The sequence below is a fragment of the Neorhizobium sp. AL 9.2.2 genome (assembly GCF_013317225.1).
Taxonomy (GTDB): domain Bacteria; phylum Pseudomonadota; class Alphaproteobacteria; order Rhizobiales; family Rhizobiaceae; genus Neorhizobium; species Neorhizobium soli.
In genome coordinates this window covers 419179-441313 of the sequence record NZ_JAALXU010000003.1, presented here as the reverse complement: position 1 = coordinate 441313, position 22135 = coordinate 419179, and the positions used below count along the sequence as shown (strand labels likewise).

The 22135-nt window shown below is 60.0% G+C and carries 23 protein-coding genes; 7 read left to right on the top strand and 16 right to left on the bottom strand.

The genetic code is table 11. From position 1 onward, the window contains the following. Positions 1-31: 31 nt before the first annotated feature. Complete coding sequence (locus G6K99_RS08890) at positions 32-1261, top strand: hypothetical protein (RefSeq protein WP_244631416.1); 1230 nt, start codon at positions 32-34, stop codon at positions 1259-1261. A 124-nt stretch (positions 1262-1385) separates the two neighbouring features. Here the strand turns inward: G6K99_RS08890 and G6K99_RS08885 are convergent, their stop codons facing one another. The 7 genes from G6K99_RS08885 to G6K99_RS08855 form a co-directional block, all read right to left on the bottom strand. Further along, entirely contained in the window at positions 1386-2510 is a 1125-nt protein-coding gene (locus tag G6K99_RS08885) for a branched-chain amino acid ABC transporter substrate-binding protein (RefSeq protein WP_062455215.1), read from the bottom strand. A gap of 140 nt (positions 2511-2650) precedes the next feature. Continuing rightward, positions 2651-3004: a DUF6867 family protein gene (locus G6K99_RS08880; RefSeq protein ID WP_062455213.1), complete on the bottom strand. Its 354-nt coding sequence runs from the start codon at positions 3002-3004 to the stop codon at positions 2651-2653. A 39-nt stretch (positions 3005-3043) separates the two neighbouring features. Beyond that, positions 3044-3772: an ABC transporter ATP-binding protein gene (locus tag G6K99_RS08875; protein ID WP_062455212.1), complete on the bottom strand. Its 729-nt coding sequence runs from the start codon at positions 3770-3772 to the stop codon at positions 3044-3046. Then, on the bottom strand, positions 3772-4650 hold the full coding sequence (locus tag G6K99_RS08870; protein WP_062455210.1) for an ABC transporter ATP-binding protein: 879 nt from the start codon (positions 4648-4650) through the stop codon (positions 3772-3774). The genes G6K99_RS08875 and G6K99_RS08870 overlap by 1 nt, the downstream gene beginning before the upstream one ends. Continuing rightward, a complete protein-coding gene (gene livM / locus G6K99_RS08865; RefSeq protein ID WP_092660116.1) occupies positions 4650-6038 on the bottom strand; it encodes a high-affinity branched-chain amino acid ABC transporter permease LivM in 1389 nt (462 codons plus the stop codon). The genes G6K99_RS08870 and livM overlap by 1 nt, the downstream gene beginning before the upstream one ends. A gap of 1 nt (position 6039) precedes the next feature. Further along, positions 6040-6942 (bottom strand): branched-chain amino acid ABC transporter permease, encoded by a 903-nt coding sequence (locus G6K99_RS08860; RefSeq protein ID WP_062455207.1) that lies wholly within the window; start codon positions 6940-6942, stop codon positions 6040-6042. 280 nt (positions 6943-7222) lie between these two features. Continuing rightward, on the bottom strand, positions 7223-9649 hold the full coding sequence (locus tag G6K99_RS08855) for an FAD-dependent oxidoreductase (RefSeq protein ID WP_174196321.1): 2427 nt from the start codon (positions 9647-9649) through the stop codon (positions 7223-7225). A 206-nt stretch (positions 9650-9855) separates the two neighbouring features. On the opposite strand from G6K99_RS08855, the gene G6K99_RS08850 reads away from it, so the two are divergent. Then, the gene (locus G6K99_RS08850) at positions 9856-10122 is read left to right on the top strand and encodes a hypothetical protein (RefSeq protein ID WP_062582644.1); all 267 of its coding nucleotides are present in this window, start codon (positions 9856-9858) and stop codon (positions 10120-10122) included. A gap of 80 nt (positions 10123-10202) precedes the next feature. Next, positions 10203-10505 (top strand): HigA family addiction module antitoxin, encoded by a 303-nt coding sequence (locus tag G6K99_RS08845; RefSeq protein ID WP_174196320.1) that lies wholly within the window; start codon positions 10203-10205, stop codon positions 10503-10505. 24 nt (positions 10506-10529) lie between these two features. On the opposite strand, the gene G6K99_RS08840 is transcribed toward G6K99_RS08845, so the two are convergent. From G6K99_RS08840 to G6K99_RS08825, 4 genes are all read right to left on the bottom strand, one after another. Continuing rightward, a complete protein-coding gene (locus G6K99_RS08840; protein WP_113109936.1) occupies positions 10530-11081 on the bottom strand; it encodes a sarcosine oxidase subunit gamma in 552 nt (183 codons plus the stop codon). A gap of 10 nt (positions 11082-11091) precedes the next feature. Then, positions 11092-14049 carry a sarcosine oxidase subunit alpha family protein gene (locus G6K99_RS08835; RefSeq protein WP_174196319.1) on the bottom strand — a complete coding sequence of 986 codons (2958 nt, stop codon included), beginning with the start codon at positions 14047-14049 and terminating at the stop codon, positions 11092-11094. Continuing rightward, complete coding sequence (locus tag G6K99_RS08830; protein ID WP_174196318.1) at positions 14046-14318, bottom strand: sarcosine oxidase subunit delta; 273 nt, start codon at positions 14316-14318, stop codon at positions 14046-14048. The genes G6K99_RS08835 and G6K99_RS08830 overlap by 4 nt, the downstream gene beginning before the upstream one ends. A 62-nt stretch (positions 14319-14380) precedes the next feature. Beyond that, positions 14381-15634 carry a sarcosine oxidase subunit beta family protein gene (locus tag G6K99_RS08825; RefSeq protein ID WP_062455194.1) on the bottom strand — a complete coding sequence of 418 codons (1254 nt, stop codon included), beginning with the start codon at positions 15632-15634 and terminating at the stop codon, positions 14381-14383. Positions 15635-15897: 263 nt separating this feature from the next. Here G6K99_RS08825 and G6K99_RS08820 point away from each other — a divergent pair, with 263 nt between their 5' ends. Both G6K99_RS08820 and G6K99_RS08815 read left to right on the top strand, forming a co-directional pair. Beyond that, the gene (locus tag G6K99_RS08820; protein ID WP_174196317.1) at positions 15898-16926 is read left to right on the top strand and encodes a DUF2793 domain-containing protein; all 1029 of its coding nucleotides are present in this window, start codon (positions 15898-15900) and stop codon (positions 16924-16926) included. A 288-nt stretch (positions 16927-17214) separates the two neighbouring features. Then, positions 17215-17490 (top strand): DUF1153 domain-containing protein, encoded by a 276-nt coding sequence (locus G6K99_RS08815; RefSeq protein ID WP_062455190.1) that lies wholly within the window; start codon positions 17215-17217, stop codon positions 17488-17490. A gap of 88 nt (positions 17491-17578) precedes the next feature. On the opposite strand, the gene G6K99_RS08810 is transcribed toward G6K99_RS08815, so the two are convergent. Next, complete coding sequence (locus tag G6K99_RS08810; RefSeq protein ID WP_174196316.1) at positions 17579-18037, bottom strand: paraquat-inducible protein A; 459 nt, start codon at positions 18035-18037, stop codon at positions 17579-17581. Between the two features lie 154 nt (positions 18038-18191). Beyond that, on the bottom strand, positions 18192-18542 hold the full coding sequence (locus G6K99_RS08805; RefSeq protein WP_062455186.1) for a hypothetical protein: 351 nt from the start codon (positions 18540-18542) through the stop codon (positions 18192-18194). A 427-nt stretch (positions 18543-18969) separates the two neighbouring features. Between G6K99_RS08805 and ctrA the strand changes: the two genes are divergently transcribed. After that, positions 18970-19671 (top strand): response regulator transcription factor CtrA, encoded by a 702-nt coding sequence (ctrA, locus tag G6K99_RS08800; RefSeq protein WP_062455185.1) that lies wholly within the window; start codon positions 18970-18972, stop codon positions 19669-19671. Between the two features lie 116 nt (positions 19672-19787). Here ctrA and G6K99_RS08795 read toward each other — a convergent pair whose 3' ends face one another. The 3 genes from G6K99_RS08795 to chpT form a co-directional block, all read right to left on the bottom strand. Beyond that, positions 19788-20039, bottom strand: a complete 252-nt coding sequence (locus G6K99_RS08795; protein WP_174196315.1) for a hypothetical protein — start codon at positions 20037-20039, stop codon at positions 19788-19790. Between the two features lie 54 nt (positions 20040-20093). Further along, positions 20094-20456, bottom strand: a complete 363-nt coding sequence (locus G6K99_RS08790) for a PleD family two-component system response regulator (RefSeq protein WP_062455181.1) — start codon at positions 20454-20456, stop codon at positions 20094-20096. A 153-nt stretch (positions 20457-20609) separates the two neighbouring features. Then, the gene (chpT, locus tag G6K99_RS08785; protein WP_062455179.1) at positions 20610-21284 is read right to left on the bottom strand and encodes a histidine phosphotransferase ChpT; all 675 of its coding nucleotides are present in this window, start codon (positions 21282-21284) and stop codon (positions 20610-20612) included. A 255-nt stretch (positions 21285-21539) separates the two neighbouring features. Between chpT and G6K99_RS08780 the strand changes: the two genes are divergently transcribed. Then, entirely contained in the window at positions 21540-22076 is a 537-nt protein-coding gene (locus tag G6K99_RS08780) for a DUF1134 domain-containing protein (protein WP_062457827.1), read from the top strand. The last annotated feature ends 59 nt before the right edge of the window (positions 22077-22135 follow it).

Sequence of the window (22135 nt, the reverse complement as noted above, 5' to 3'; positions counted from 1 at the left end):
TTAGACAAGCCGCATCCGGAACTCCGCAGTCATGACTACACAATCGCCTTCGACGGCACCGACGCCCCACGACGCAGATAACTCCCCGACGGCGGACCGGGTGAGGAAACGCGTCGTCCTGCATTTCCCGGGCTTCGAGCCGCTCGACGCCGGCATGCACCATGCCCGCTATGTGCGCGCGGCGGCACAGAGCGCCAAGACATGGAACCTGGATCTCCAGACAGGTGAGCTGCAGCGGACCGCAAAGACGGCGTATTTCGACATAACCTGTCGGGTGCGGGATGCGGGCGACGGCGTCACGCAAAGCCGGTTCTACATCTTCGACCACTGCGCGCTGGTCAACAGCCTGAACGGCAAGCCGCTGCCGCGCCGTATCCTCGACGGTTATCGAAGCGCCTTGCGTATCGTCACCCAGGGCGGCATGGCCGGCTATCTCAGGCATGCGTGGCGGTTCGGCCTGTTCTTCCTGTTTCCGTTCCTGCTGGTGGCTGTAGTCCTTGGGCTCACCGCCGTGATCGCTGCCCTGCCCGCGCTGCTCGGGCTCAATATGTTGCATCTGTTGTGGAGCATCCCGCTTGGTCTTGCGCTGTTCCGCTACGCCCTCCTCCCCTTCATGGCGCGGTTTCACACGCTGCACCTGTTTGCCGACTGGGAAATGGCCGACGCGATGGGCAATCTCGACAGGCCCGATGTCAACGCCTGGCTGGCGAGCTGCATGGAGGGTGTCCGCGAGGCGCTGACTGAGGATGCGGACGAATATCTCATCACGTCGCACAGCATGGGATCGGCTGTCGCGACCCACGTGATCGGCATGCTGCTTGCGGAAAATCCTGATGTGTTCAGGCGGGGCGCAGATCAGAGCGACCGCAAGGTGAGCTTCGTGACGCTCGGTGGCGCGATCCTGCAATGCTCGCTGCTGCGACCTGCTACGACATTGCGCGAATGTGTCGGCCGCATTGCCCGAGCACCACAGATCTTCTGGCTGGAGGTTCAGTGCCTAACCGACAGCATTCATTTCTACAAGAGCCGCGTCGTGGCGCTGGCAGGACATGAAGATGCACCCCAGGCGACGCTTGCCTTCATCAGGGTCAAGCGGATGATGGCGCCCGAGCGCTACAACAGGATCAAGCGCGATTTCCTGCGCGTGCACCGTCAATACGTTCTGGGATCGGAAGCAAAGTCGAATTTCGATTTCACACTGATGACCGCCGGCCCTCTCCCCGCCGCGCGGTTTGCCAGTTTCACCCCCGAAAGTTTCTGATGGGATTTTCAGGGTTTGAGCTCGGGAAACTTAGAGCTCGATATCTGAACCCTGCAGGCATCAATGCAAAAAGCCCGGCCAATGGCCGGGCTTCCTGTCAATCGATGGTTCAAGCCTTGAAGGCTCAGCCCTGCGGGAAGTAGCTGTACTTGCCGTCCGGACCCTTCTTCCACTCGTACATGACGTAGCCTGGGAGCTTCGGGTCGCCCTTGGCGTCGAAAGCCATGTCGCCGAGAACGGTCTTGAACGGACCCTTTTCCTTGAGAGCCTTGGCAACGACTTCTGCGTCGTCAGGGCTGCCAGCAAGCTTGATGCCTTCGGCGATGACCTGAACGGCTGCGTAGGAATAGAGCGTGTAGGCTTCAGGGTTGAAGCCGGCAGCCTTGAACTTGGCAACCAGTTCCTTGTTCTCCGGACGCAGTGTCGGATCGGGGCCGAACGTGTTCAGCGTGCCTTCGACTGCATCGCCAGCGATCGAGGCCAGTTCGTTGGAGACGATACCGTCACCCGATACGAGCGTTGCCTTGAGGCCAGCATCCTTCGCCTGACGGATGATCAGGCCGGCTTCCGTGTGGAGACCACCCCAGTAGATGATCGAAACGCCGGCTTCCTTCATCTTGGAAATCAGCGCCGAGAAATCCTTGTCGCCGACGTTGACGCCTTCACGGATGACCTGCTTCTTGCCGGCCGCGTTGTAGGCTTTCATGGTTTCTTCAGCGAGACCCTGGCCGTAAGGTGTCTTGTCGTCGATGATCGCGATTTTTGCATCGGCGAACTTCTCGGCGAGATACTTGCCGGCGACGCCGCCCTGCTGGTCGTCACGGCCGCAGGTGCGGAACGTGTTCCACAGACCGCGCTCGGTGAAGACAGGGTTGGTTGCTGCAGGGGTGACTTCGAGCATGCCGTTTTCGGCATAGACTTCCTGCGAAGCCGGAATCGAAACGCCCGAGTTGAAGTGACCGACCACATACTTCACGCCATCGGACGCGAACTTGTTGGCGACGGAAATGCCCTGCTTCGGATCGGAAACGTCGTCGCCGAGCGCGATGACCAGCTTTTCGCCGTTGATGCCGCCGGCGGCATTGATATCGGCGATAGCCTGTTCAGCACCCTTCTGCAGCTGCGCGCCGAATGCAGCATTCGGGCCGGTCAGCGGGCCGCCAACGCCGATGATGATATCGGCCCAGGCGTTGCCGCTGAATGCGACCATCGCCGTCAGCGCGACGGCGGAAAGAAGAGACTTCTTCATTGATTTACTCCCAGTTTTTAGGTGAGCGGTTTTTTGGGACCCGGACGCAATACCCACCATCATTGCGCCGGAGAAATGTTCCACCCTCTGGTGTATTCTTATTTGACCCAACCCAATCTGAAGTTAGAAATGAGCGACTGTCAATCTTTCTTCTTCCATGAGAAAGCGGAGACAGGCTGATAGAGCCAGTAGTAGTTCTGAACCATCTGACGGGTGCGGCGAATGCGGAATCCGGAGATGGAAAACGCCATCAGCAGCACCACATCGATAATGTAATGGAACGGGCTGATGAACGGTCCCTGGAACAGCGCGTAATGCATGAACTGCATCGCGACGGCCAGCAGCAGCGTGTAGGCGATGACATGGCCATAGCCGTTCCAGCCTTCTGCTACCGCCTTGCCGGCGCGCCACGCCGTCCAGAAGCCGAGGACCATGACGAGTGCGCGCAGGAAATAACGCACGCCAGTATCGGTTTCGAAAAACAGGCCCTGCATCTCAGTGTCCCCCGGTCGCCGGAATGATGATCATGGTGCTCAATGCCGGCCCCCCTCGAGATAGGCGGCGCGGACTTCGGGATTTGCGAGCAGTTCCTTGCCGGAGCCGGACATCGTCACCTTGCCATTGACCATCACATAGGCGCGATCGGACAGTTTGAGTGCTGCAAACGCGTTCTGCTCGACGAGGAAGACGGTGAGCCCCTCTTCCTTGTTCAGCTTCTTGATCGCCTCGAAAATGCCCTTGACGATCAGTGGTGCGAGGCCGAGCGACGGCTCGTCCAGGAGAAGCAGTTTCGGACGCGCCATCAGTGCACGGCCGATCGACAGCATCTGCTGCTCGCCGCCCGAAAGCGTGCCGCCGCGTTGGGCCTGGCGTTCCTTGAGGCGCGGAAACAGGGTGAAGATCTTTTCGACGTCCTCTTTGAAATACTTGAGGTTGTCGAGACCGGCGCCCATCTGCAGGTTTTCGTGCACGGTCATGCGCGGAAAGATCCGGCGGCCTTCCGGCGACTGGGCGATACGCCGGCGCGCAATCAGATGCGTCGGCACCTGCGTGATGTCTTCGCCGTCGAAGATGACCTGACCCTTGCGGGCCTGCGGGCTGCCGCAGATCGTCATCATCAGCGTCGACTTGCCGGCACCGTTGGCGCCGATCAGACTGACAATCTCGCCCTTGTTGACTTCGACATTGACGCCGTCGAGAGCCCGGATGTTGCCGTAGTAGGTTTCGACGCCCTGGACTTTCAGAAGGGGTTCACCGGCCATCAGACGGACCCCTCTTCAATAATGCCCTTGTCGAGCTTTTCCTCGATTTCTTCAACTTCATCATCCTCGACGCCGAGATAGGCTGCGATCACCCTCGGGTCGTTCTTCACGTGATCAGGCGTTCCGTCGGAAATCTTCTGGCCGTATTCCAGAACCACGACGTGATCCGAAATCTCCATGACGACGGACATGTCGTGCTCGATCAGGAGCAGCGACGTGCCTTCGTCGCGGATGCCGCGCAACAGCGCGTTGAGCGTCAGCGATTCCTTCGGGTTGAGGCCGGCGGCGGGCTCGTCCAGGCACAGAAGTTCCGGCCCTGTGCACATGGCGCGGGCAATTTCCAGCCGGCGCTGGGCACCATAGGAAAGATCGCCGGCCGGGTCGTCGGCGCGGTCTGTCAGATCCGCCTTGTCCAGCCAGTATTCGGCCTTTTCGATCGCGGCCTTGGCAGCGTTCTTATAGGTCGGCAGACCCAAGAGGCCGAGGATCGTGTAACCCGAAGCCTTCATCAACACGTTGTGCTGCGCGACCAGCAGGTTTTCGAGAACCGTCAGGCCGGAAAACAGCCGGATGTTCTGGAAGGTACGGGCAACGCCCGCGACCTTGTTGATCTCGAAATCGCGAAGGCGTTCCAAAAGGAACTCCCGGCCGTTGCTGCGATGCAGGGTCAGCATGCCCATCGTCGGCTTGTAAAAGCCGGTGATGCAGTTGAACACCGTCGTCTTGCCGGCGCCGTTCGGGCCGATCAGCGCGGTGATTTCGCCGCGCTTGGCTTCGAACGAGAAGTCGTCGATCGCCATCAGGCCACCAAACCGCATCGACAGATGCTCGACCCTCAGGATCGTGTCTTTCGTCATAGTCGTCATATCCGTCGCCATCAGCCGTGGCCTTCCTTGGTGAAGCTGCCGGAGATGGCCTTGCGCTCCTTCAGGAAGGCTGTCGGCTCACGCGAGCCCACGAAGCCACGCGGCTTGAACAGCATGACGATGATCATCGCCAGCCCGAACAGCAGCATGCGGTAGAGTTCCGGGGTGAAGTCGGGGCCGAAGATGATCTTCAGGAACGACATCTCGCGCAGGATTTCGGTGCCGCCGACCATGATGACAGCGGCGATCGCGATACCGGTCAGCGAACCCATGCCGCCGAGAACCACGATGGCCAGGATGACCGCCGATTCCAGGAAGACGAAGCTTTCCGGAGAGACGAAGCCCTGGCGGGTCGCAAAGAACGAGCCTGCAAAACCGCCGAACATCGCGCCCGTGGCAAACGCCGTGAGCTTGGTGGTGACGGTGTTGATGCCGAGCGAACGGCAGGCGATTTCATCTTCGCGCAACGCTTCCCATGCACGACCGATCGGCATGCGACGCAGGCGAATGGTGACGTAGGCCGTCAGCATGCAGAGCGCGAGGATGATGTAGAACAGGAAGATCTTGTAATAGACCGACGAAGCCGACAGTCCCCAGGCCTTGACGAAATTGTTCGGGGAGCCCGTATCGAACGACCAGATGCCGAAGAACGACGCCTTGGCGATGCCCGAGATACCGAACGTGCCCTTGGTGACATCAGTCCAGTTGATCAGAACAAGCCGGATGATTTCCCCGAAGGCGAGCGTCACGATGGCAAGGTAGTCACCCCGCAATCTCAACACCGGGAAGCCGAGGATGACGCCCCAGAGTGCTGCGAGAATGCCGGACATCGGCAGCAGCAGCCAGAACGAGAAGCCGAAATAGGAGGACAGGAGCGCGTAGGAATAGGCGCCGACCGCATAGAAGGCGACATAGCCAAGATCGAGCAGACCGGCGAGACCGACGACGATGTTGAGGCCCCAGGCGAGCATCACATAGATGAGGATCTGGATGCCGAAGTTGTCGACATATTTCAGCGAGCCCTGCTTGCCGACAATCAGCAGCGACAGGAATGGATAGATGAGCAGGAAGACCAGCGCGAACTTGAGGAAGTGGCGATGGAAGAAGCTCTTCTCTTCCGAAATCTCGAGAATGCCGGCTTTTGCCTTGGCAAGTTTACGACGGTCGAGATGGGGCTTGATAAAGGCAACGGTCATGAAGCGACCGACGGCAGCGACTGCCACGAACACTGCAAGCAGGCCCCAGCGGGTGCGCCAGACGAGCTGGTTGTTGATGTCCTGATAGGTCTCGATGCCGACGAACAGGAGGAACATCAGGAAGGCGATGACGCCTGCAAAGATGCCTTCCTTGATCGCCTTGGCCATGACGTTGTTGGGAACGGTTTCCGATACGGTCGCCATGTTACACCTTCTCCACTTCAGGACGACCGAGGATGCCGGTCGGCTTGAAGATCAGCACGAAGGCGAGGATCGCAAAGGTCGCGACATCCTTGTAGGCGATCGAGAAATACGCCGACCACAGGCTTTCGATGAGGCCGATCAGCAACCCGCCGAGCACGGCGCCCGGCAGCGAGCCGATGCCGCCGAGAACGGCTGCGGTGAATGCCTTCACACCCGGAATGAAGCCGTCGTTGAACGAGGCGACACCGTAATACATCAGGTACATGGCACCGGCGACGGCAGCGAGAGCCGCGCCCATGATGAAGGTGATCGAGATCGTCTTGTCGACGTCGACGCCGAGCAGAGCCGCCATCTTGCGATCCTGTTCGGTGGCGCGCTGGGCACGGCCGAGCGGCGTCTTGTTGACGATGTACCAGAACGCAAACAGCAGGATCGAGGTGATCACGACGATCAGGATCTGCTTCAGCGACACCGTGATCGCACCGAAATGATAGGTGTCGGTGACCAGCGGCGGGATCGGCTTGTTGCGCGGACCCTGCGTCACCTGGATGAAGTTCGACAGGAAGATCGACATGCCGATCGCGGTGATCAGCGGCGCCAGGCGGAACGAGCCGCGCAGCGGACGGTAGGCGATCCGCTCGATCGTCCAGTTCCACAGGCCTGTCATCAGCATGCCGACGAGCAGCATCAGCAAAAGCAGCAGCGCCACCGGAATGCCGGCGAAGAAGGATGTGGCAAGCAGGAACACGATCAGGGCGGCAAAGCCGCCGAGCATGAAGATGTCACCATGGGCAAAGTTGATCATGCCGATGATGCCGTAAACCATCGTATAGCCGATTGCCACGAGCCCATAGATGGATCCGAGAGTCAGCCCGTTTATGAGCTGCTGGATAAAATATTCCATATATTTTCCCCTGCGGATGCGATCCTTGGCGGCCGCATCTTTCGCTTGAATGTCCCTGATAGGATCTTCAATTTTTTTGATTCCTACCGGTTTCAATCGAAATGTGAAGTGCAAAAGAAAGAGGCAGACATAATTTCAGTGGCTTTTGCAGCACGTGACGCAAATCCGCTTGGCATTGTTGAAAAAACGGCACGATTTCCACACGAATGGCAAAAACTATAGAGAAATAACCTCTGGTCTGCTTCGGTCTTGGCTTATCCGCTTCTTCAGCTTTCGACGGTCAGGACCGCATGCGCGAGCCGTTGGCGTCAAAGATCGGATGCGGCTGAAGCCGGGCGATGAGCATCTCGCCTAGCACCTCGATCTGCCACCCCTCCTCGGTTCGGGAGACCTCTTTCGGCACATAGCCCATGGCGACCGACACGCCGGCGGCATGGGCGTAACCGCCCGATGTCACCCAGCCGCAGACCTGGCCGTCAAGCGAGATCGGCTCGTCGCCGAGCACGTCCGCATCTTTTGCATCGACGACGAAGGTGACGAGACGCAGCGCGCCGCCCTCCGCCTTTTCCTCGATCGCCGCGGCCTTGCCGATGAAATCGGCCTCCTTGCCATAGGCGATAAAGCGACCGAGCCCCGCTTCCACGGGACCGTAAAGCGGCCGGTATTCGCGAGACCAGCTGCCGAAGGATTTTTCGACACGCAGCGCATTCAAGGCGCGGAGGCCGAACAGGGTGATCCCGAACTCCGAACCGGCCTCCATGATGAGATCGAACAGATAGCGCTGATATTCCGGCTTCATCCAAAGCTCGAAGCCGAGATCGCCGGTATAGCTGACACGGCCGAGGATGACCGGCGCCATGCCGAGATCGATCTCGACAATGCCCATGAACGGCAGAGCCGGATCCGACAGGTCGAGATGGGTGAGTTTTTGCAGCACATCGCGTGACCGGGGGCCCGCAATCGACAGGCCGACCAGACCGAGATTGAGACAATCGAAGGAAACCGAATCGTCATCCGGCAGATGCGTCTCGAACCAGCGCATATGATAGTCCTCGGCAATGCCGGAGCCGATCAGCAGGAACGCGTCGTCGCCGAGATTGGCGAGCGTGAAATCGCCGATCAGCTTGCCGGCCTCGTTCAGCATCGGCGAAAGCGCCATACGGCCGACGGCTGGAACCTTGCCCGCAAGAATATGGTCGAGCCAGGCATGCGCGCCCTCGCCCCCGATCGAATATTTGGCGAACCCCGAGGTCTCCATCAGCCCGACGCTGTCGCGCACCGCCTTTGCCTCGCGGCCGACATGCTCGAAATCGGTGGAACGGCGCCAGGAAAACGCATCCTCGACGCCTTCAGGCGCAAACCACAGCGGCGTTTCGAGCCCGTAGGACGCGCCGAACACCGCACCCCTCGCCTTCAGCGCGTCGTAGATCGGCGTCGTCAACAGTGGTCGCGCAGCCGGCAGTTCCTCGTTGGGATAGCGGATCGAGAAGCGGCGGGAATAGTTTTCGCGCACCTTCGCATTGGTATAGGCAAGCGACGCGTAATCGCCGTAGCGGGTGACATCCATGGCGAACACGTCGAAACCGGGATCGCCCTCGACGATCCAGTTGGCGAGCGCCAGCCCTACGCCGCCGCCCTGGCTGAACCCGGCCATGACAGCGCAGGCCGACCAGAAATTCGTCATGCCGCGCACGGGGCCGACAAGCGGGTTGCCGTCAGGCGAAAAGGTGAAGGGCCCGTTGATGATCGTCTTGATGCCGGCATTGTTGAAGGCCGGGAAATGCCGGAAGCCCACTTCCAGCTCGTTCGTGATGCGCTCCAGGTCCTCGGCCAAGAGTTCGTGGCCGAACGTCCAGGGCGTCTCGATCGGCGACCAGGGCCGGCAGTCCTTTTCATAGGTGCCCATCAGCATGCCGTTGCGTTCCTGGCGAATGTAGATCTCGCCGTCGAAATCGACGCAATGCATCAGCTCGCGACCGGACGTCTTGTTGAAGTCGATGACCTCGGGCATGTCCTCGGTGATCAGATACATGTGCTCCATGGCGAGAACCGGCAGTTCCAGCCCGACCATGCGGCCCACTTCGCGCGCCCAGAGACCGGCGGCATTGACCACGTGTTCGCAGCGGATCTCGCCCTTGTCCGTGATCACCCGCCAGGTGCCGTCGGGAAGCTGCACCAGATCCTCGACCTTGGTGTGCAGGTAGATCTCGGCACCGTTCTTCTTGGCCGATTTCGCATAGGCATGGGTGGTGCCGTAGGGGTCGAGATGGCCTTCATGCGGATCAAACACGGCGCCCACAAACTGCGTCGGGTCGAGCAGCGGCATCATCGCATGCGCTTCCTCGACCGAGACGAGCCGCGCTTCGCCGTTTGCGTATTTGCCCTTGGCGAGCAGTGACTTGAACCAGTCGAACCGCTCCGGCGTCGCCGCCAGCATCAGGCCGGAGGTCATGTGCAGGCCGATATCCTGGCCGGAATAGGCCTCTATCTCCTTGTAGAGTTCGACCGTATATTTCTGCAGCTTGGCGACGTTCGGATCACCGTTGATCGTATGCATGCCCCCCGCCGCATGCCAGGTGGAGCCGGAGGTGAGTTCCGAACGCTCGAGCAACACGACATCGCTCCAGCCGAGCTTCGTCAGATGGTAGAGGACCGAACATCCGACGACACCGCCACCGATGACGACAACTCGAGCATGGCTTTTCATGGATCCCGTTCCCCTAACTTGATGCCTGTTTGGGGTGAGCCTAGAACCTCCTGAGAATTGCCAATAGGCTGTTCTGCGAACCCGGATTTGTCGTTTCCGACATAGTCGCTGTTCGTTTCGCGCCATGTTCGAGCAAGAGCGTGAAACTTATTTTTCAATCCTTGCGTATGCCCTTTCATGAACGCCAACCGACAGGGAATAGCGCAATGACAAACGTGCTGAGCTTCGACGAACTGGTAGGCAGCGTATTGACCACGATGCGCGATGCGACACCGCGCAAGACAATCGAGTTCGGCGTGATCCAGGGCTTCTGCCGCGATTTCGCCGAGGACCTCGCCCCCGAATTCGTCGACCTCCTGAACCGGGTCGAAGGCCTCTCAAGTCTCGTCCCGGCGCTCGAAAAGCGGCCGGACCTCGTCATGGCAGCATCCGAAGAAAAGGGTCTCTGGAGCTTCGTTCGCGAGAAGCACTGAGGCGCTTCGACTTGACGCCTTTAGTATCAATGCGTGATACTAAAAGTTGGATGCACCCATGAGGCATCGAGGCGACGTGAATGGTGAACTCTGTACTCCCGGCAATTCATCCAGGCGAGATCCTGCGAGATCTCTATCTTGAGCCGCTGGACATGACCCCTTACGCTCTTGCCAAGAAGCTCAATGTTCCACGCACGCGGATTGAACGCATCGTCGGGGAGAAAGTCGGCATCACGCCGGATACAGCGCTGTGTCTCGCGAGGTTCTTCAAGACCTCGCCTGAACTGTGGATGAATATGCAGACGAGCTACGACCTGAAAACGCAGGCGCAGGCTCTTGAGGCGGAACTCGCGACTATCGAGGAATATGCCTTGGCGGGTTGAGACCTGTCACGGCCCGGACGAATTTCACCCGCCCGAAAACGATGCCGTCAGGGCGAATTCGCGGCCCATTTCCATCAGGTCCTCGTAGACCGAGCCGGCGAACGACCGGGGCGTGATGATTTCGAAGGCGTCGGGGCCGGTGCGCGCCAGGTTCACTGCGACGTGGCCAAACAGCATGTTTGCGGAATGCCCCTGCGCAAACGCCTGCGGATGCAGATCGACGCCGACGCATTTTGCAAGGATCTGCCGCACGCTGGGTCCCGAAATCGCCATCAGCACCTTGCCGTCGCTCTGATCAACGACGGAGGCGCCGGATATTTCGGATAAGTGACCGGCAACGGTCTCTGAGCCTGCGGTGAGCGACACCGCCAGCCATTCCGCCGGGCCGCAGAAGCGCGGCGCGATATCCGGGGCAGCCTCGAGTGCTAGGCCCACGGCCTGCTCCTGGCCCGCATGGGCAAGCACCGAAAAGATCACCGGCCGCCGCGCGACGGACAGGTGGTTGGGGTTGGCGCTCGTCTCGAAGCCCAGGATGTGATCTTCGAGCGCATGGCGGTGGAGAAGTGTCAAAGCCATCGTCATGCCCTCAAAGATGTTGTTTTGTGTTTTGTGGATCGACAAAGACCGGCAGGCAGACTTCCGCCGCGACTTCGGTGCCGCGAAGTCCATCCCAGACAGTGATCTTCTCGCCGATCCGCTCGCGGCCGGATTTGAGAAGGCCGAGACCGATCGTGTGTCCGAGCGTCGGCGAATAGCACGCGGAAGACACAAAACCCTGGTCGCCCGCAAGCGTCGCGGCTGCGCCGTCCTTGAGGAGATGGGCGCCGGCCATGAATTCCTTGTCGATTTCCACAGGCTTCAGGCCGACCAGCTGGAGGCGATCGGCGGCGGTAAGGCCGAAACGGGTCGAGAGGCGCTTGCCGATGAAATCCGGCTTGGTCATCGCCATCATCTTCCCGTAGCCGACATCGTCGGCCGTGGTCCGGCCTTCCAACTCGGCATGGGTGACAAAGCCCTTTTCGATGCGCAGCACGTTGAGCGCCTCGACACCGTAGGCACAGATACCGTCCTCGCGGCCCGCTTGCATGATCGCATCGGCCACGGCCTCGCCATAGCCCGCGGGTACCGCCAGTTCGTAGGCCAGCTCGCCCGAAAACGAGATGCGGAACAGGCGCGCCTTCAGGCCGCCCTTGAGCGTGACGACTTTCGCGCCGAGAAAGGGCATTGCCGCATCGGAAATGTCGTCTTCCACGATCCGGGCAAGGATGATCCGCGCCTTCGGACCGGCGAGCGACATCTGCGCCCACTGGTCGGAGGTGGACACGAACCGCACGTCGAGATGAGGCCAGAAAGTCTGGCTCGCAAATTCCAGATGCGCCATCACTTCGGCGGCATAGGCTGTCGTGGTGGTCATCACATAATGGTTTTCCGACAGGCGGCTGGTCGTTCCGTCGTCGAACACCATCCCATCCTCGCGCAGCATCAGGCCGTAACGCGCCTTGCCGACCGGCAGCTTCAGGAAGGCGTTGGAATAAACCCGGTTCAGGAATTCAGCAGCGCCTGTGCCGAAGATCTCGATCTTGCCGAGCGTCGAGACATCGCAGAGACCGGCGTTTTCGCGCACGTTGCGCACTTCGCGGTCAACGCTGTCGCGCCAGGTCTTTTCGCCGTCGCGCGCAAACCAGGATGACCGGTACCAGAGGCCGCTCTCGACGAAGGTCGCGCCGTTCTTCTTGGCCCAGCCATGCAAAGGCGAGGTCCTGACCGGGGCTGCGTGTTCGGCTCGCGACGTGCCGGCAAGCGCGCCCATCGAGACCGGCGTGTAGAACGGCCGGAAGGTCGTGGTGCCGATTTCGGCCGGTGATACGCCGCGCATGGCCGCGACAATCCCGATCGTCGCGACATTGCCGAGCTTGCCCTGATCTGTCGCCATGCCTGTCGTGGTGTAGCGCTTGGTATGCTCGATATGCCGGAACCCCTCGCGCTGGGCGAGGCCGAGATCGCCCACATGCACGTCGTTCTGGAAGTCGACGAAGGCCTTGTCCTTGGACCCCGGCACATACCAGAGCGGCGCGAAATCAGGATCGTATTCGCCTTCCACCTCGGGAATGTTTGCTTCATAGGCGGCAAAGCCGAGTTCGGTCGAAAACGCAGCTGCCTTGGACGCCCCGTCGCGAAGGCAGGCGGCGATGGTGTCGGCACCGCCTGCCGAGCCGGCAGCGACAAAGCTTGCGCCTACATCCGGTGCCAGAAACGCCTTCGCCGCGTCCGACCACACGGGTTTGGCACCGCGCTGGCACATCAGATGCACGATCGGCGACCAGCCGCCCGCCATGGCCAGCGCATCGCAGGCGATCTCTTCCTCGAAACCCGCCCGCTCTGCGACCAGCGCGTCGATGCGGTTGCGGCCCTTGGTGGCGACGACGGCACCGCCATGGATGACGCGAACGCCGTAGGGAGCCGGATCGGTGGACGCGGCGCGCGCATCGATGATCGCGGCAACCTCGACGCCACGGGCGGAAAGATCGGCCGCCGTGCGATAACCCGAGCCACCGTTGGTGAAGACGGCAACCTTGGAGCCGACGGCGACGCCGTAGCGGTTGAGATAGGTGCGCGCCGCATTCGCGGTCATCACGCCCGGCCGGTCGTTGCCGCCGAACACAAGAGGCCGCTCTTCGGCACCGGAGGCTAGGATCGCCCGCTTGGCGACAATGCGCCAGACACACTCGACTGGCAGATCCGGCGACGGCGTTTCCACGTGTTTCTGTACCCGCTCGACGGCACCGAACACCATGTCGTCATACCAGCCGAACACGGTGGTGCGCGGCATCATCGTGACGTTCGGAAACGACGCGAGCTCCTCGACCAGAGTTGCCGCGTAGTCGCTCGCCGCCTGCCCGCCGATCACGACGTTTTCGGATAGCAGCGATCCCCCGAAGCGGGCGCTTTCATCGGCAATCAGCACACGCGCACCGGCGCGGGCGGCAGAAAGTGCCGCCATCAGGCCGGCGGGCCCTGAGCCGACGACCAGCAGATCGCAATGCGCCCAGGCTTTCTCGTAGCGATCCGGATCCGCTTCCATGGTCAGCTTGCCGAGCCCGGCGGCACGGCGGATCACAGGCTCGTAGAGCTTTTCCCAAAGCATCGCCGGCCACATGAATGTCTTGTAGTAGAAGCCGGCGCCCAGAAAAGGCGACAGCAGGCCGTTGACCGCTCCCATATCGAAGGCGAGCGAAGGCCAGCGGTTCTGGCTGACGGCGGTGAGGCCGTTGTAGAGCTCGGCGACCGTCGCGCGCACGTTCGGCTCGGAACGGGCGCCGCTACCGATCGTCATCAATGCATTCGGCTCGGCGGAACCTGCCGTCACCGGGCCACGCGGGCGGTGATACTTGAAGCTGCGGCCCATCAGCATCTGGTCGTTGGCAATCAGCGCCGAGGCGAGCGTATCGCCGTCGAACCCGGTATAGCTTTTGCCGTCGAACGTGAATGTCAGGGGATTGGCCCGGTTGACGAGACCGCCGGCATCAAGACGATAGGCGCTCATCGGCTCCCCTCCTGAGATGCTTGCGCATCCGTCACACCGAAGACCTCATGCGTGAGGTTGTCGCGATCGACCACCAGCCAGCGGCGGCAGCCGGCCGCGTGATGCCAGTATTCCTGATATCGGCCCTTTGGATTGTCGCGGACATAGACATAGCGGTGCCAGGCCTCGTCCTTTTCGGACACCGACGGGCGGGCAATCACGGCGCCGCGCACCGAAAACTCTTCCTTCGGCCGCGTTCCGCAATGGGGGCAGGTAATCAGGCTTGCCATGTCTTAATCTCGGTCTTTGTGTCAGGCTCAGTCTTGGGTCTTCGTCTCGGTGCGGATACGGCTCAGTGCATGTTCGGTTGCGGGCCTTTGCCACCCTCGTCGAGCACATAGCCTCGCTCGAACCGGTCGAGCCGCATGAAGCGCGAGACGTGATGGGTTTCGTTCTTGGCGATCAGATGCGCGAAGCAGAATCCTGAGGCCGGCGTGGCCTTGAAGCCGCCGTAGCACCAGCCGGCGTTGAGATAGAGATTGTCGATCGGCGTGCGGTCGATGATCGGTGATCCGTCCATCGACATGTCCATCACGCCACCCCAGGCCCGCAGCGCCTTGGCGCGCGAAAGTCCGGGGATCAGCGACACGCCCTCCTGCATCGTCTCCTCGACGGTCGCAAGATTGCCGCGCTGAGCATAGGAGGAATAGTAGTCGATATTGGCACCGAACACGAGACCGCCCTTGTCCGACTGCGAGATGTAGAAATGTCCCGCGCCATAGGTGATGACGTTGTCGATGACAGGCTTCAGCCCCTCCGACACGAAAGCCTGCAGCACATGCGTCTCGATGGGCAAAGCCAGATCCGCCATCCGCCCGACCGTCGTCGTGTTGCCGGCAGCGGCCAGCGCCAGCCGGTTGCAGCCGATAAAGCCCTTGGTCGTCTCGACGCCCTCGACTTCGCCGCCCGGTCCACGGCGAATGCCCGTCACCTCGCAATGCTGGATGATATCGACACCTCTCGCATCGGCACCCCGTGCGTAGCCCCAGGCGACCGCATCGTGACGCACCGTGCCGCCGCGCTTTTGCAGGAGACCGCCCATGACGGGAAAGCGGCCGTGGTCGAAATTAAGATAGGGCGCGAGCCTTCGCACCTGTTCGCGGTCGAGCAGATCCGCATCGACGCCGTGAAGCCGCATCGCATTGCCGCGACGCGCGTATTCATCGCGCTGGCCGTCGGAATGGAAAAGATTCAGCACGCCACGCTGCGACACCATGGCATTGTAGTTGAAGTCCCGCTCCAGCCCTTCCCACAACTTCAAGGACATCTCGTAGAACGGATTATTGCCTTCCAGCAGGTAGTTGGACCGGATGATCGTGGTGTTGCGGCCGACATTGCCCGACCCGATATAGCCCTTCTCGATCACAGCGACATTGGTGATGCCGAATTCCTTGGCAAGGTAGTAGGCCGTCGCCAGACCATGCCCGCCACCGCCGACGATGATCACATCGTAATGCGGTTTCGGCTCCGGCTCGCGCCATGCCGGCGTCCAGCGACGATTGCCCGAAAGCGCCTGCTTGATGATCGATAAGGCGGAATATCGCATGCCGTGTTCCCGTGCTCGTTGCGCCCACATTCGCACATGCGGACGAAGAAACAAGGGCAATCGGGACATCGAAACGCCAGTTTCCAGCCTTGGCGAGACAAGCCCCCACACCGTTGCCGTCCCGCCACGCCGGACGTTGCGGGCGCCGATTTTGGCGCAGGCACGTATTATATTTCAGTCACTTAACACCGGTTACATCCTTACGCGCAGGCACGGCCGTAAAATCCACACGACCAACACTGGCCAACCTTTGGGAGCGCGACATGCCCGATACGACCACCCAACTCGACTTGCCCTTCATCCTGCCGTCGCAGGCGCAAAAACATGTCACCCACAACGAGGCGCTGCTTGTTCTGGATGCGCTGGTGCATCTGACAATTCTCTCCGAACTGTCGGCTCCACCGACCTCGCCTGCCGACGGCAATCGCCATCTGGTGGGTGCTAGCGCCACCGGGGCATGGACTGGCAAGACCGGCAGCATCGCCGCCTGGCAGGACGGCGCCTGGACCTTCCTGACCGTGAAGACGGGATGGCGGGCATGGTTTGCGGAAACTTCTCGCCTGCGTGTGTTTGATGGCGCTACCTGGCGGGATGTTCCGCTGCCGGATCAGGGCACCCTGAGCCTGCTCGGCATAAACGCTGTCGCCGATGCCACCAACCGATTGTCGCTGTCGTCTCCTGCAAGCCTCTTCAACCATGCCGGCAACGGTCACCAGATCAAGGTCAACAAGGCGGCCGCAACCGACACCGCATCGCTCCTGTTCCAGTCCAACTGGACCGGGTTCGCAGAAATGGGGCTTGCCGGAAACACCGAATTCTCCATCAAGATCAGCGACGGCACCACCTGGCGCACGGGTCTCGCCATCAGCCCGACAGGTCGCGTCAGCCGACCGAACCAGCCGGCAGCAAGGGCCTATCGCACCGGCACCACGTTCACACCGACATCAGGTCAGCAGAGCGGCTTTACCACCTATGCCCTCAACCAGGGCAGTTTCGTGCTGGGGGCTGCAGCCGCCGGCGGCGGCAACGGGATCACGGTTCCAGCAGCCGGCATCTACCTCGTCACCCTCAATCTTGTCGTCACCACATCGTCGGGACACGGAGCAGTGCTGCTGCGCAACGGTACGGAAACACTGATGACCCTCACCGGCATAACGGGTGGTGCGCAGTCGCAGAGTGCGAGCGGCGTGTTTTCGCTGAGCGCAGGCGATAGCCTGACGCTTCAGCACTCCGGCACCGCACAGGTGACACTGGGTGCCGGCAAGACGGAGCTCTCGCTGACCCTGCTCTGACCAAAATCGACGTGGCCGATTATCGCAATTCCAGTTGCAAAGATCGGCCATTTTACCCGCGCGGTGGCCACAATGTGTCCTCTTCCGGAGCAGCCATGAAATAAAACAAGAAATTTATCACTTAAGACAACTCTAACAATGCCTTGTTTTAAAAGGTTTTTGTCGGCTCGAATCAAGTGAATTGCGACCAATGCGGGTTTGGCCACAAATGGCGCGTCTCGTTTAGTCAAATGTTAAAACTGCCCCGGTAGGCTCTCGTTTGTGGTCTTGCGTTGTGTAGAGAGTCCAATGACCGAAATGATACGTCCCCGAGTTAAATATGTCATCGGTCCCGATGGCAGCCCGCTTACGATTGCGGATCTTCCGCCGGCCAATACGCGCCGCTGGGTTATCCGTCGTAAGGCAGAGGTTGTCGCCGCGGTTCGCGGCGGCCTGTTGAGCTTGGAAGAAGCCTGCGAGCGTTATACGCTCACCGTCGAAGAATTCCTGTCCTGGCAAGCGTCTATCAACGACCACGGCCTGGCCGGTCTTCGGACCACCCGCATTCAGCAGTACCGCCATTAGGCGAAGTCAGCAGACCACTGTTCATCGGTAAAATCGAAGTGCCGTTGCCTCACCGCAGCGGCACTTTTTATTTGCCCTGGTTTGAAACTTACCGGGACAAGGACGGTTCTCGCCGCGCCAGTTGCGGCAATATGCCGGCGATGATCGCCGAAGCCGCATAGAACCACAGGCCGGGTTGCGCTACTGCCTGCGCGAGGCCGGATGTCTTGGCCGCAAACACCACGAGTGCCACCAGCATCACATCCATCATCGACCATTTTGCAAGATGCGGCATCACGCGCGCAAAAAATCCCGGCTGACGATTGCCGCGAAAGGCTTGCGCGCCGAGCGCCATAAGCTTTGCAACCGGGAAGACGATCGAGAACAGTCCGACGATCAGCGAAAGCGCAACATCGCCCTGCCCCCAAAGAGCCGAAACCAGTTCGACCAGCGACGGCGTCTCACGGAAAAAATACAGGCGGTCGAAGCGAATGATCGGCAGGGTCAGACCCAGGGCCAGAAAAACACAAGCGACGGCATAAAGCGAAAACCAGATGAGCCTTCTCATCGGGCACCCATAGCAAAGCTTGGGCCACACGTCTGCCCTGCCGCTCCGTGGAAAAAGTCGAAAAAGCAAAAACGGGGGCACCGGTCCGCGGTCCCCTCGTCAAAGTCCTCTCGCTATCGTGTGATGCGCTCGGCTGGCAACCAGCCGTAAGGCATCAGGCGCGGGCGCGCATACCGGTGTCGCGCTCTTCGAGCGCCGACGCCTTTGCAAATTCGGCTTCCGCCTCTTCCAGCGCAAGCTCGGCGGCATCCTGCTGGATCCGAAGTTCCCGGATCGAGACTTGCAGATTGTCGGCCCGCTGGCGGGCAGCCTTGGCAAAAGTTGGATAGGCGAAGTGATTCGGGTCGGAAATTCCCGATTTCTTCTCCTCGACGGTGATCTGGTGCTCCAGTTCCTTCGCCATTCTTTCGAATTCGGCCATCATCGTCTGCAACTGCTGCAGTTGACGACGCTTTTCGTTAACCTGAAAGTTCTTCAGGCGAACAAGATTGTCACGCGATTTCATACGCAATACTCCGTGGATAGCGAGACCCAGGCCGGTAAACCCCTGTTCAATACAGTGCGAGGCTCAAAAAATTTCCGAGGCGTTAACAAATTTGGCGCCGCGTTAACCTTTCATTTACAGGCATCATTAACAATAAGCCTGATCATTTAAGGGTCGGTAAATGCCAAGGCCGGTTTTCGGTCACGACAATGTCGGAGTCGTTTGAATCACTTAGCGGGGTTTCCTCCTCCGCTGAATCAAGCTGGCGATGGCCAATCCTTAAAGTAAAACAGGCTGCTACTAATTTTGCTTAACAAAATGATGCACCTTGCCAGGACCGCTCATAATTTGTTAACCAGTTTCTGGCAGCTTCCAAATCAGGCTCAGTCTGGATCCGTATCGAGTAAGGGGGCATCGGTAACCTTACGCGGCGGTAAAGGGGAAAATTATGCGGGTTCTACTCATCGAAGATGACAGCGCGACGGCCCAGTCGATCGAGCTGATGCTGAAATCGGAAAGCTTCAACTGCTATACGACCGACCTTGGCGAAGAAGGCGTCGACCTTGGTAAGTTGTATGACTACGATATCATTCTTCTTGACCTCAATCTCCCCGACATGTCGGGTTATGAAGTGCTTCGCACTCTGAGATTGTCAAAGGTCAAGACGCCAATCCTGATCCTGTCGGGCATGGCGGGCATCGAAGACAAGGTACGAGGCCTTGGTTTCGGCGCAGACGACTACATGACCAAGCCGTTCCACAAGGACGAACTGGTTGCACGTATCCACGCCATCGTTCGCCGTTCGAAGGGCCATGCCCAGTCGATCATCATCACCGGCGAACTGATCGTGAACCTCGACGCCAAGACCGTCGAAGTCGGCGGCCAGCGTGTGCACCTGACGGGCAAGGAATACCAGATGCTGGAGCTTCTTTCGCTCCGCAAGGGGACCACGCTCACCAAGGAAATGTTCCTCAACCACCTTTATGGCGGTATGGACGAGCCGGAACTGAAGATCATCGACGTCTTCATCTGCAAGCTGCGCAAGAAGCTCGCAAATGCGGCCGGTGGCGCGAACTACATCGAAACAGTCTGGGGCCGCGGCTACGTGCTGCGCGAACCTGACAATGTCGAGCTCGCAGAAACCGCCTGAGCCTGAAAGCTTTCCCTATCCCGGATTGAAGAGCACCCGCGCAAGCGGGTGTTTTTGCGTTTGAGGATTGCCGAGGTGGAAGCGCTGAGGATCGACGCCTTAGCGCGGTGTCCGGATCAAGTTTCCATAAACACGGTTCGAGCTTGTTGCCACTCAACCCAGCAGTTCTCAGGATCGATGTCGAGATAGCCGCGCTGCTCGTCCATTTTCTGAGCAACATCACGGGAAACTGCGATGACCTCACACGTGTCGGTGATCTCGAGGACCTCGTTTTCCGTCAGAGGGCTCCCCTTCGCTCTCTCGCTTTGAAGTAGCGTCGCGATGAGACTGGGTACGGGGTAGAGAACGAGAAGTTCGTCTTCGCTCACAGGACACCTCCGAGACGCGGCTTCACTCAGCGCACGCTGCAAACGCTGAAACTATCAAGCCGCAACAGCAAAGCCGCCGAACACCGATGTCAGGATCTTGCGGTCGAAAGGTTTGAGGAGAAAATCGCTGGCGCCGGCGCGTTTGCCGGCCATCATCTTCTTCAGGTCCGTCTCGATGACGCAGTAGAAGATCTTGACGTCCTTGCCGCGATCCATTGCCCGGACGGAAGCGATCAGACCGAGCGCGTCGTCGAGGCCTGCATCGACGATCAGGAAGTTCGGCAAGGTTGCACGGCAGCCGGTCAGTGCTTCCTGCGCAGTGCCCGCTTCGGAAACCAGGAAGCCGATTTCCGAGAGAATGCGCTTGCCCACTTTGCGCACGATGTCCGAACTGTCTGCAATCATCATTCGCTGCATCGTGTTTCCTCTGATGCTGTGCCCGTCCCTGGGCAACATCCACCATGACCCGAATGAAGCTAAGAAAGAGTTACGCGTCAGGCGCAACGCGAAAAGCGCGGGCCGCCTCAAGGCAACCCGCGCTTTTCACATGTCAGAGCGCTTGATCGGGTCTCAGACCTCTTCGGAAACGGCCGGCACTTCGGCAGGGACGGTTTCCGCGATGAATGTGATCTTGTCTTCAGACACCACGTATTTCAAATCCATGCCGCATTCGTCGGCCAGCAGAACCGTGTAATAGGGCTGGATCGTGTGGGCATCGACCGCCTCTTCCATGGCACCCGACAGCACTTCGACGAATTTCGCCGGCACGCGCATCATCCGGCCTTTGATGGTGATGATGAACTTCGCGTCGAATTCCGGGTTTTCGAGCGTCACGTCGAGCGAGCCGCCGCGCGGAATGCCGCCGTAAGCGACGGTAAAGAGGTTGAGGAGCAGCTTGACCCGGTTCTTCGGGATGATGGCGCGCGGGCCGTTCCAGGAGACTTCCGTCTTCTTTTCGGCGACCGCGAACTCCTTGGCAGCCTTTTCGGCCTCGCCCGTATCGATCGAGGCACCAACAGAGCCGGAGGCGCCGAAAGCAAGCCGCGCGAATTTCAGACGCACCGAGGCGTTCATGGCCGATGTACGGATCAGGTCGAGCGCATCCGCGTCGGCGGCTCCCTCGTCGAGAAGCTCCAGGCCATTGTTGATGGCTCCGACCGGCGAGATGATATCGTGGCAGACCCGGCTGCAGAGGAGAGCTGCCAGATCCGGACCGCCGAGGGTTAGATTGGGATTTTTAGGCATGCGTGTCTCCGGCTGGATGAAAATATTCCCTCGCGCATGTGCCACAGCAACATTGCGCGGGGATTGTCGACGGTCAATGTGTATAGGTGCCGCCATAATGACACCATTTGTGGTAAACCGATTGTTAACGTCATGCCGCCAAGATAGAGGCGGCTTAAGCATGACGCTTGATAACGGAAGATTTAACAAACGGACTTCAATATGCGCCGCCAGAACCTTTCCGCCTTCGCTCGCTTTGCCACCGCTTTCGTGGTCATGGCAACCGCTTTCTGTGTCACAATCGAAAGGGCATCCGCCCAGCAGAATGCTTCGCAGTATTCGATGCAGGAAATTGTCGATGCCGGCCACGGCTTTTTCGGCTCCACCAGCGGCGGTCTCGCCAAGGTGGTGGAAAACGCTTTCTCGAAATACGGCCTGCCCAACGGTTACATTCTCGGCCAGGAAGGCTCCGGCGCCTTCATCGCCGGCCTGACCTATGGCGAAGGCCAGCTATACACGAAAAACGCCGGACAGCATCCGACCTACTGGCAGGGCCCATCGCTCGGCATCGATTACGGCGGCCAGGGCACCCGCGCTATGATGCTGGTCTATGACCTGCCGACGGTCGATTCGCTCTATGCCCGCTTCGGTGGCGTTTCCGGCTCGGCCTTCGTGGTCGCCGGCGTCGGCATGACGGTCCTGCGCAACAACAACGTGATCCTGGTGCCGATCCGCACCGGCCTTGGCGCCCGTCTCGGCATCAATGTCGGCTATCTGAAGATGACCCGCGAAGCCACCTGGAACCCCTTCTGAGCGGCAGGCAGACGCCTCCACCGGGCGTGCCCACTTGCCGGGTGCAGGCGCCCGTGCTT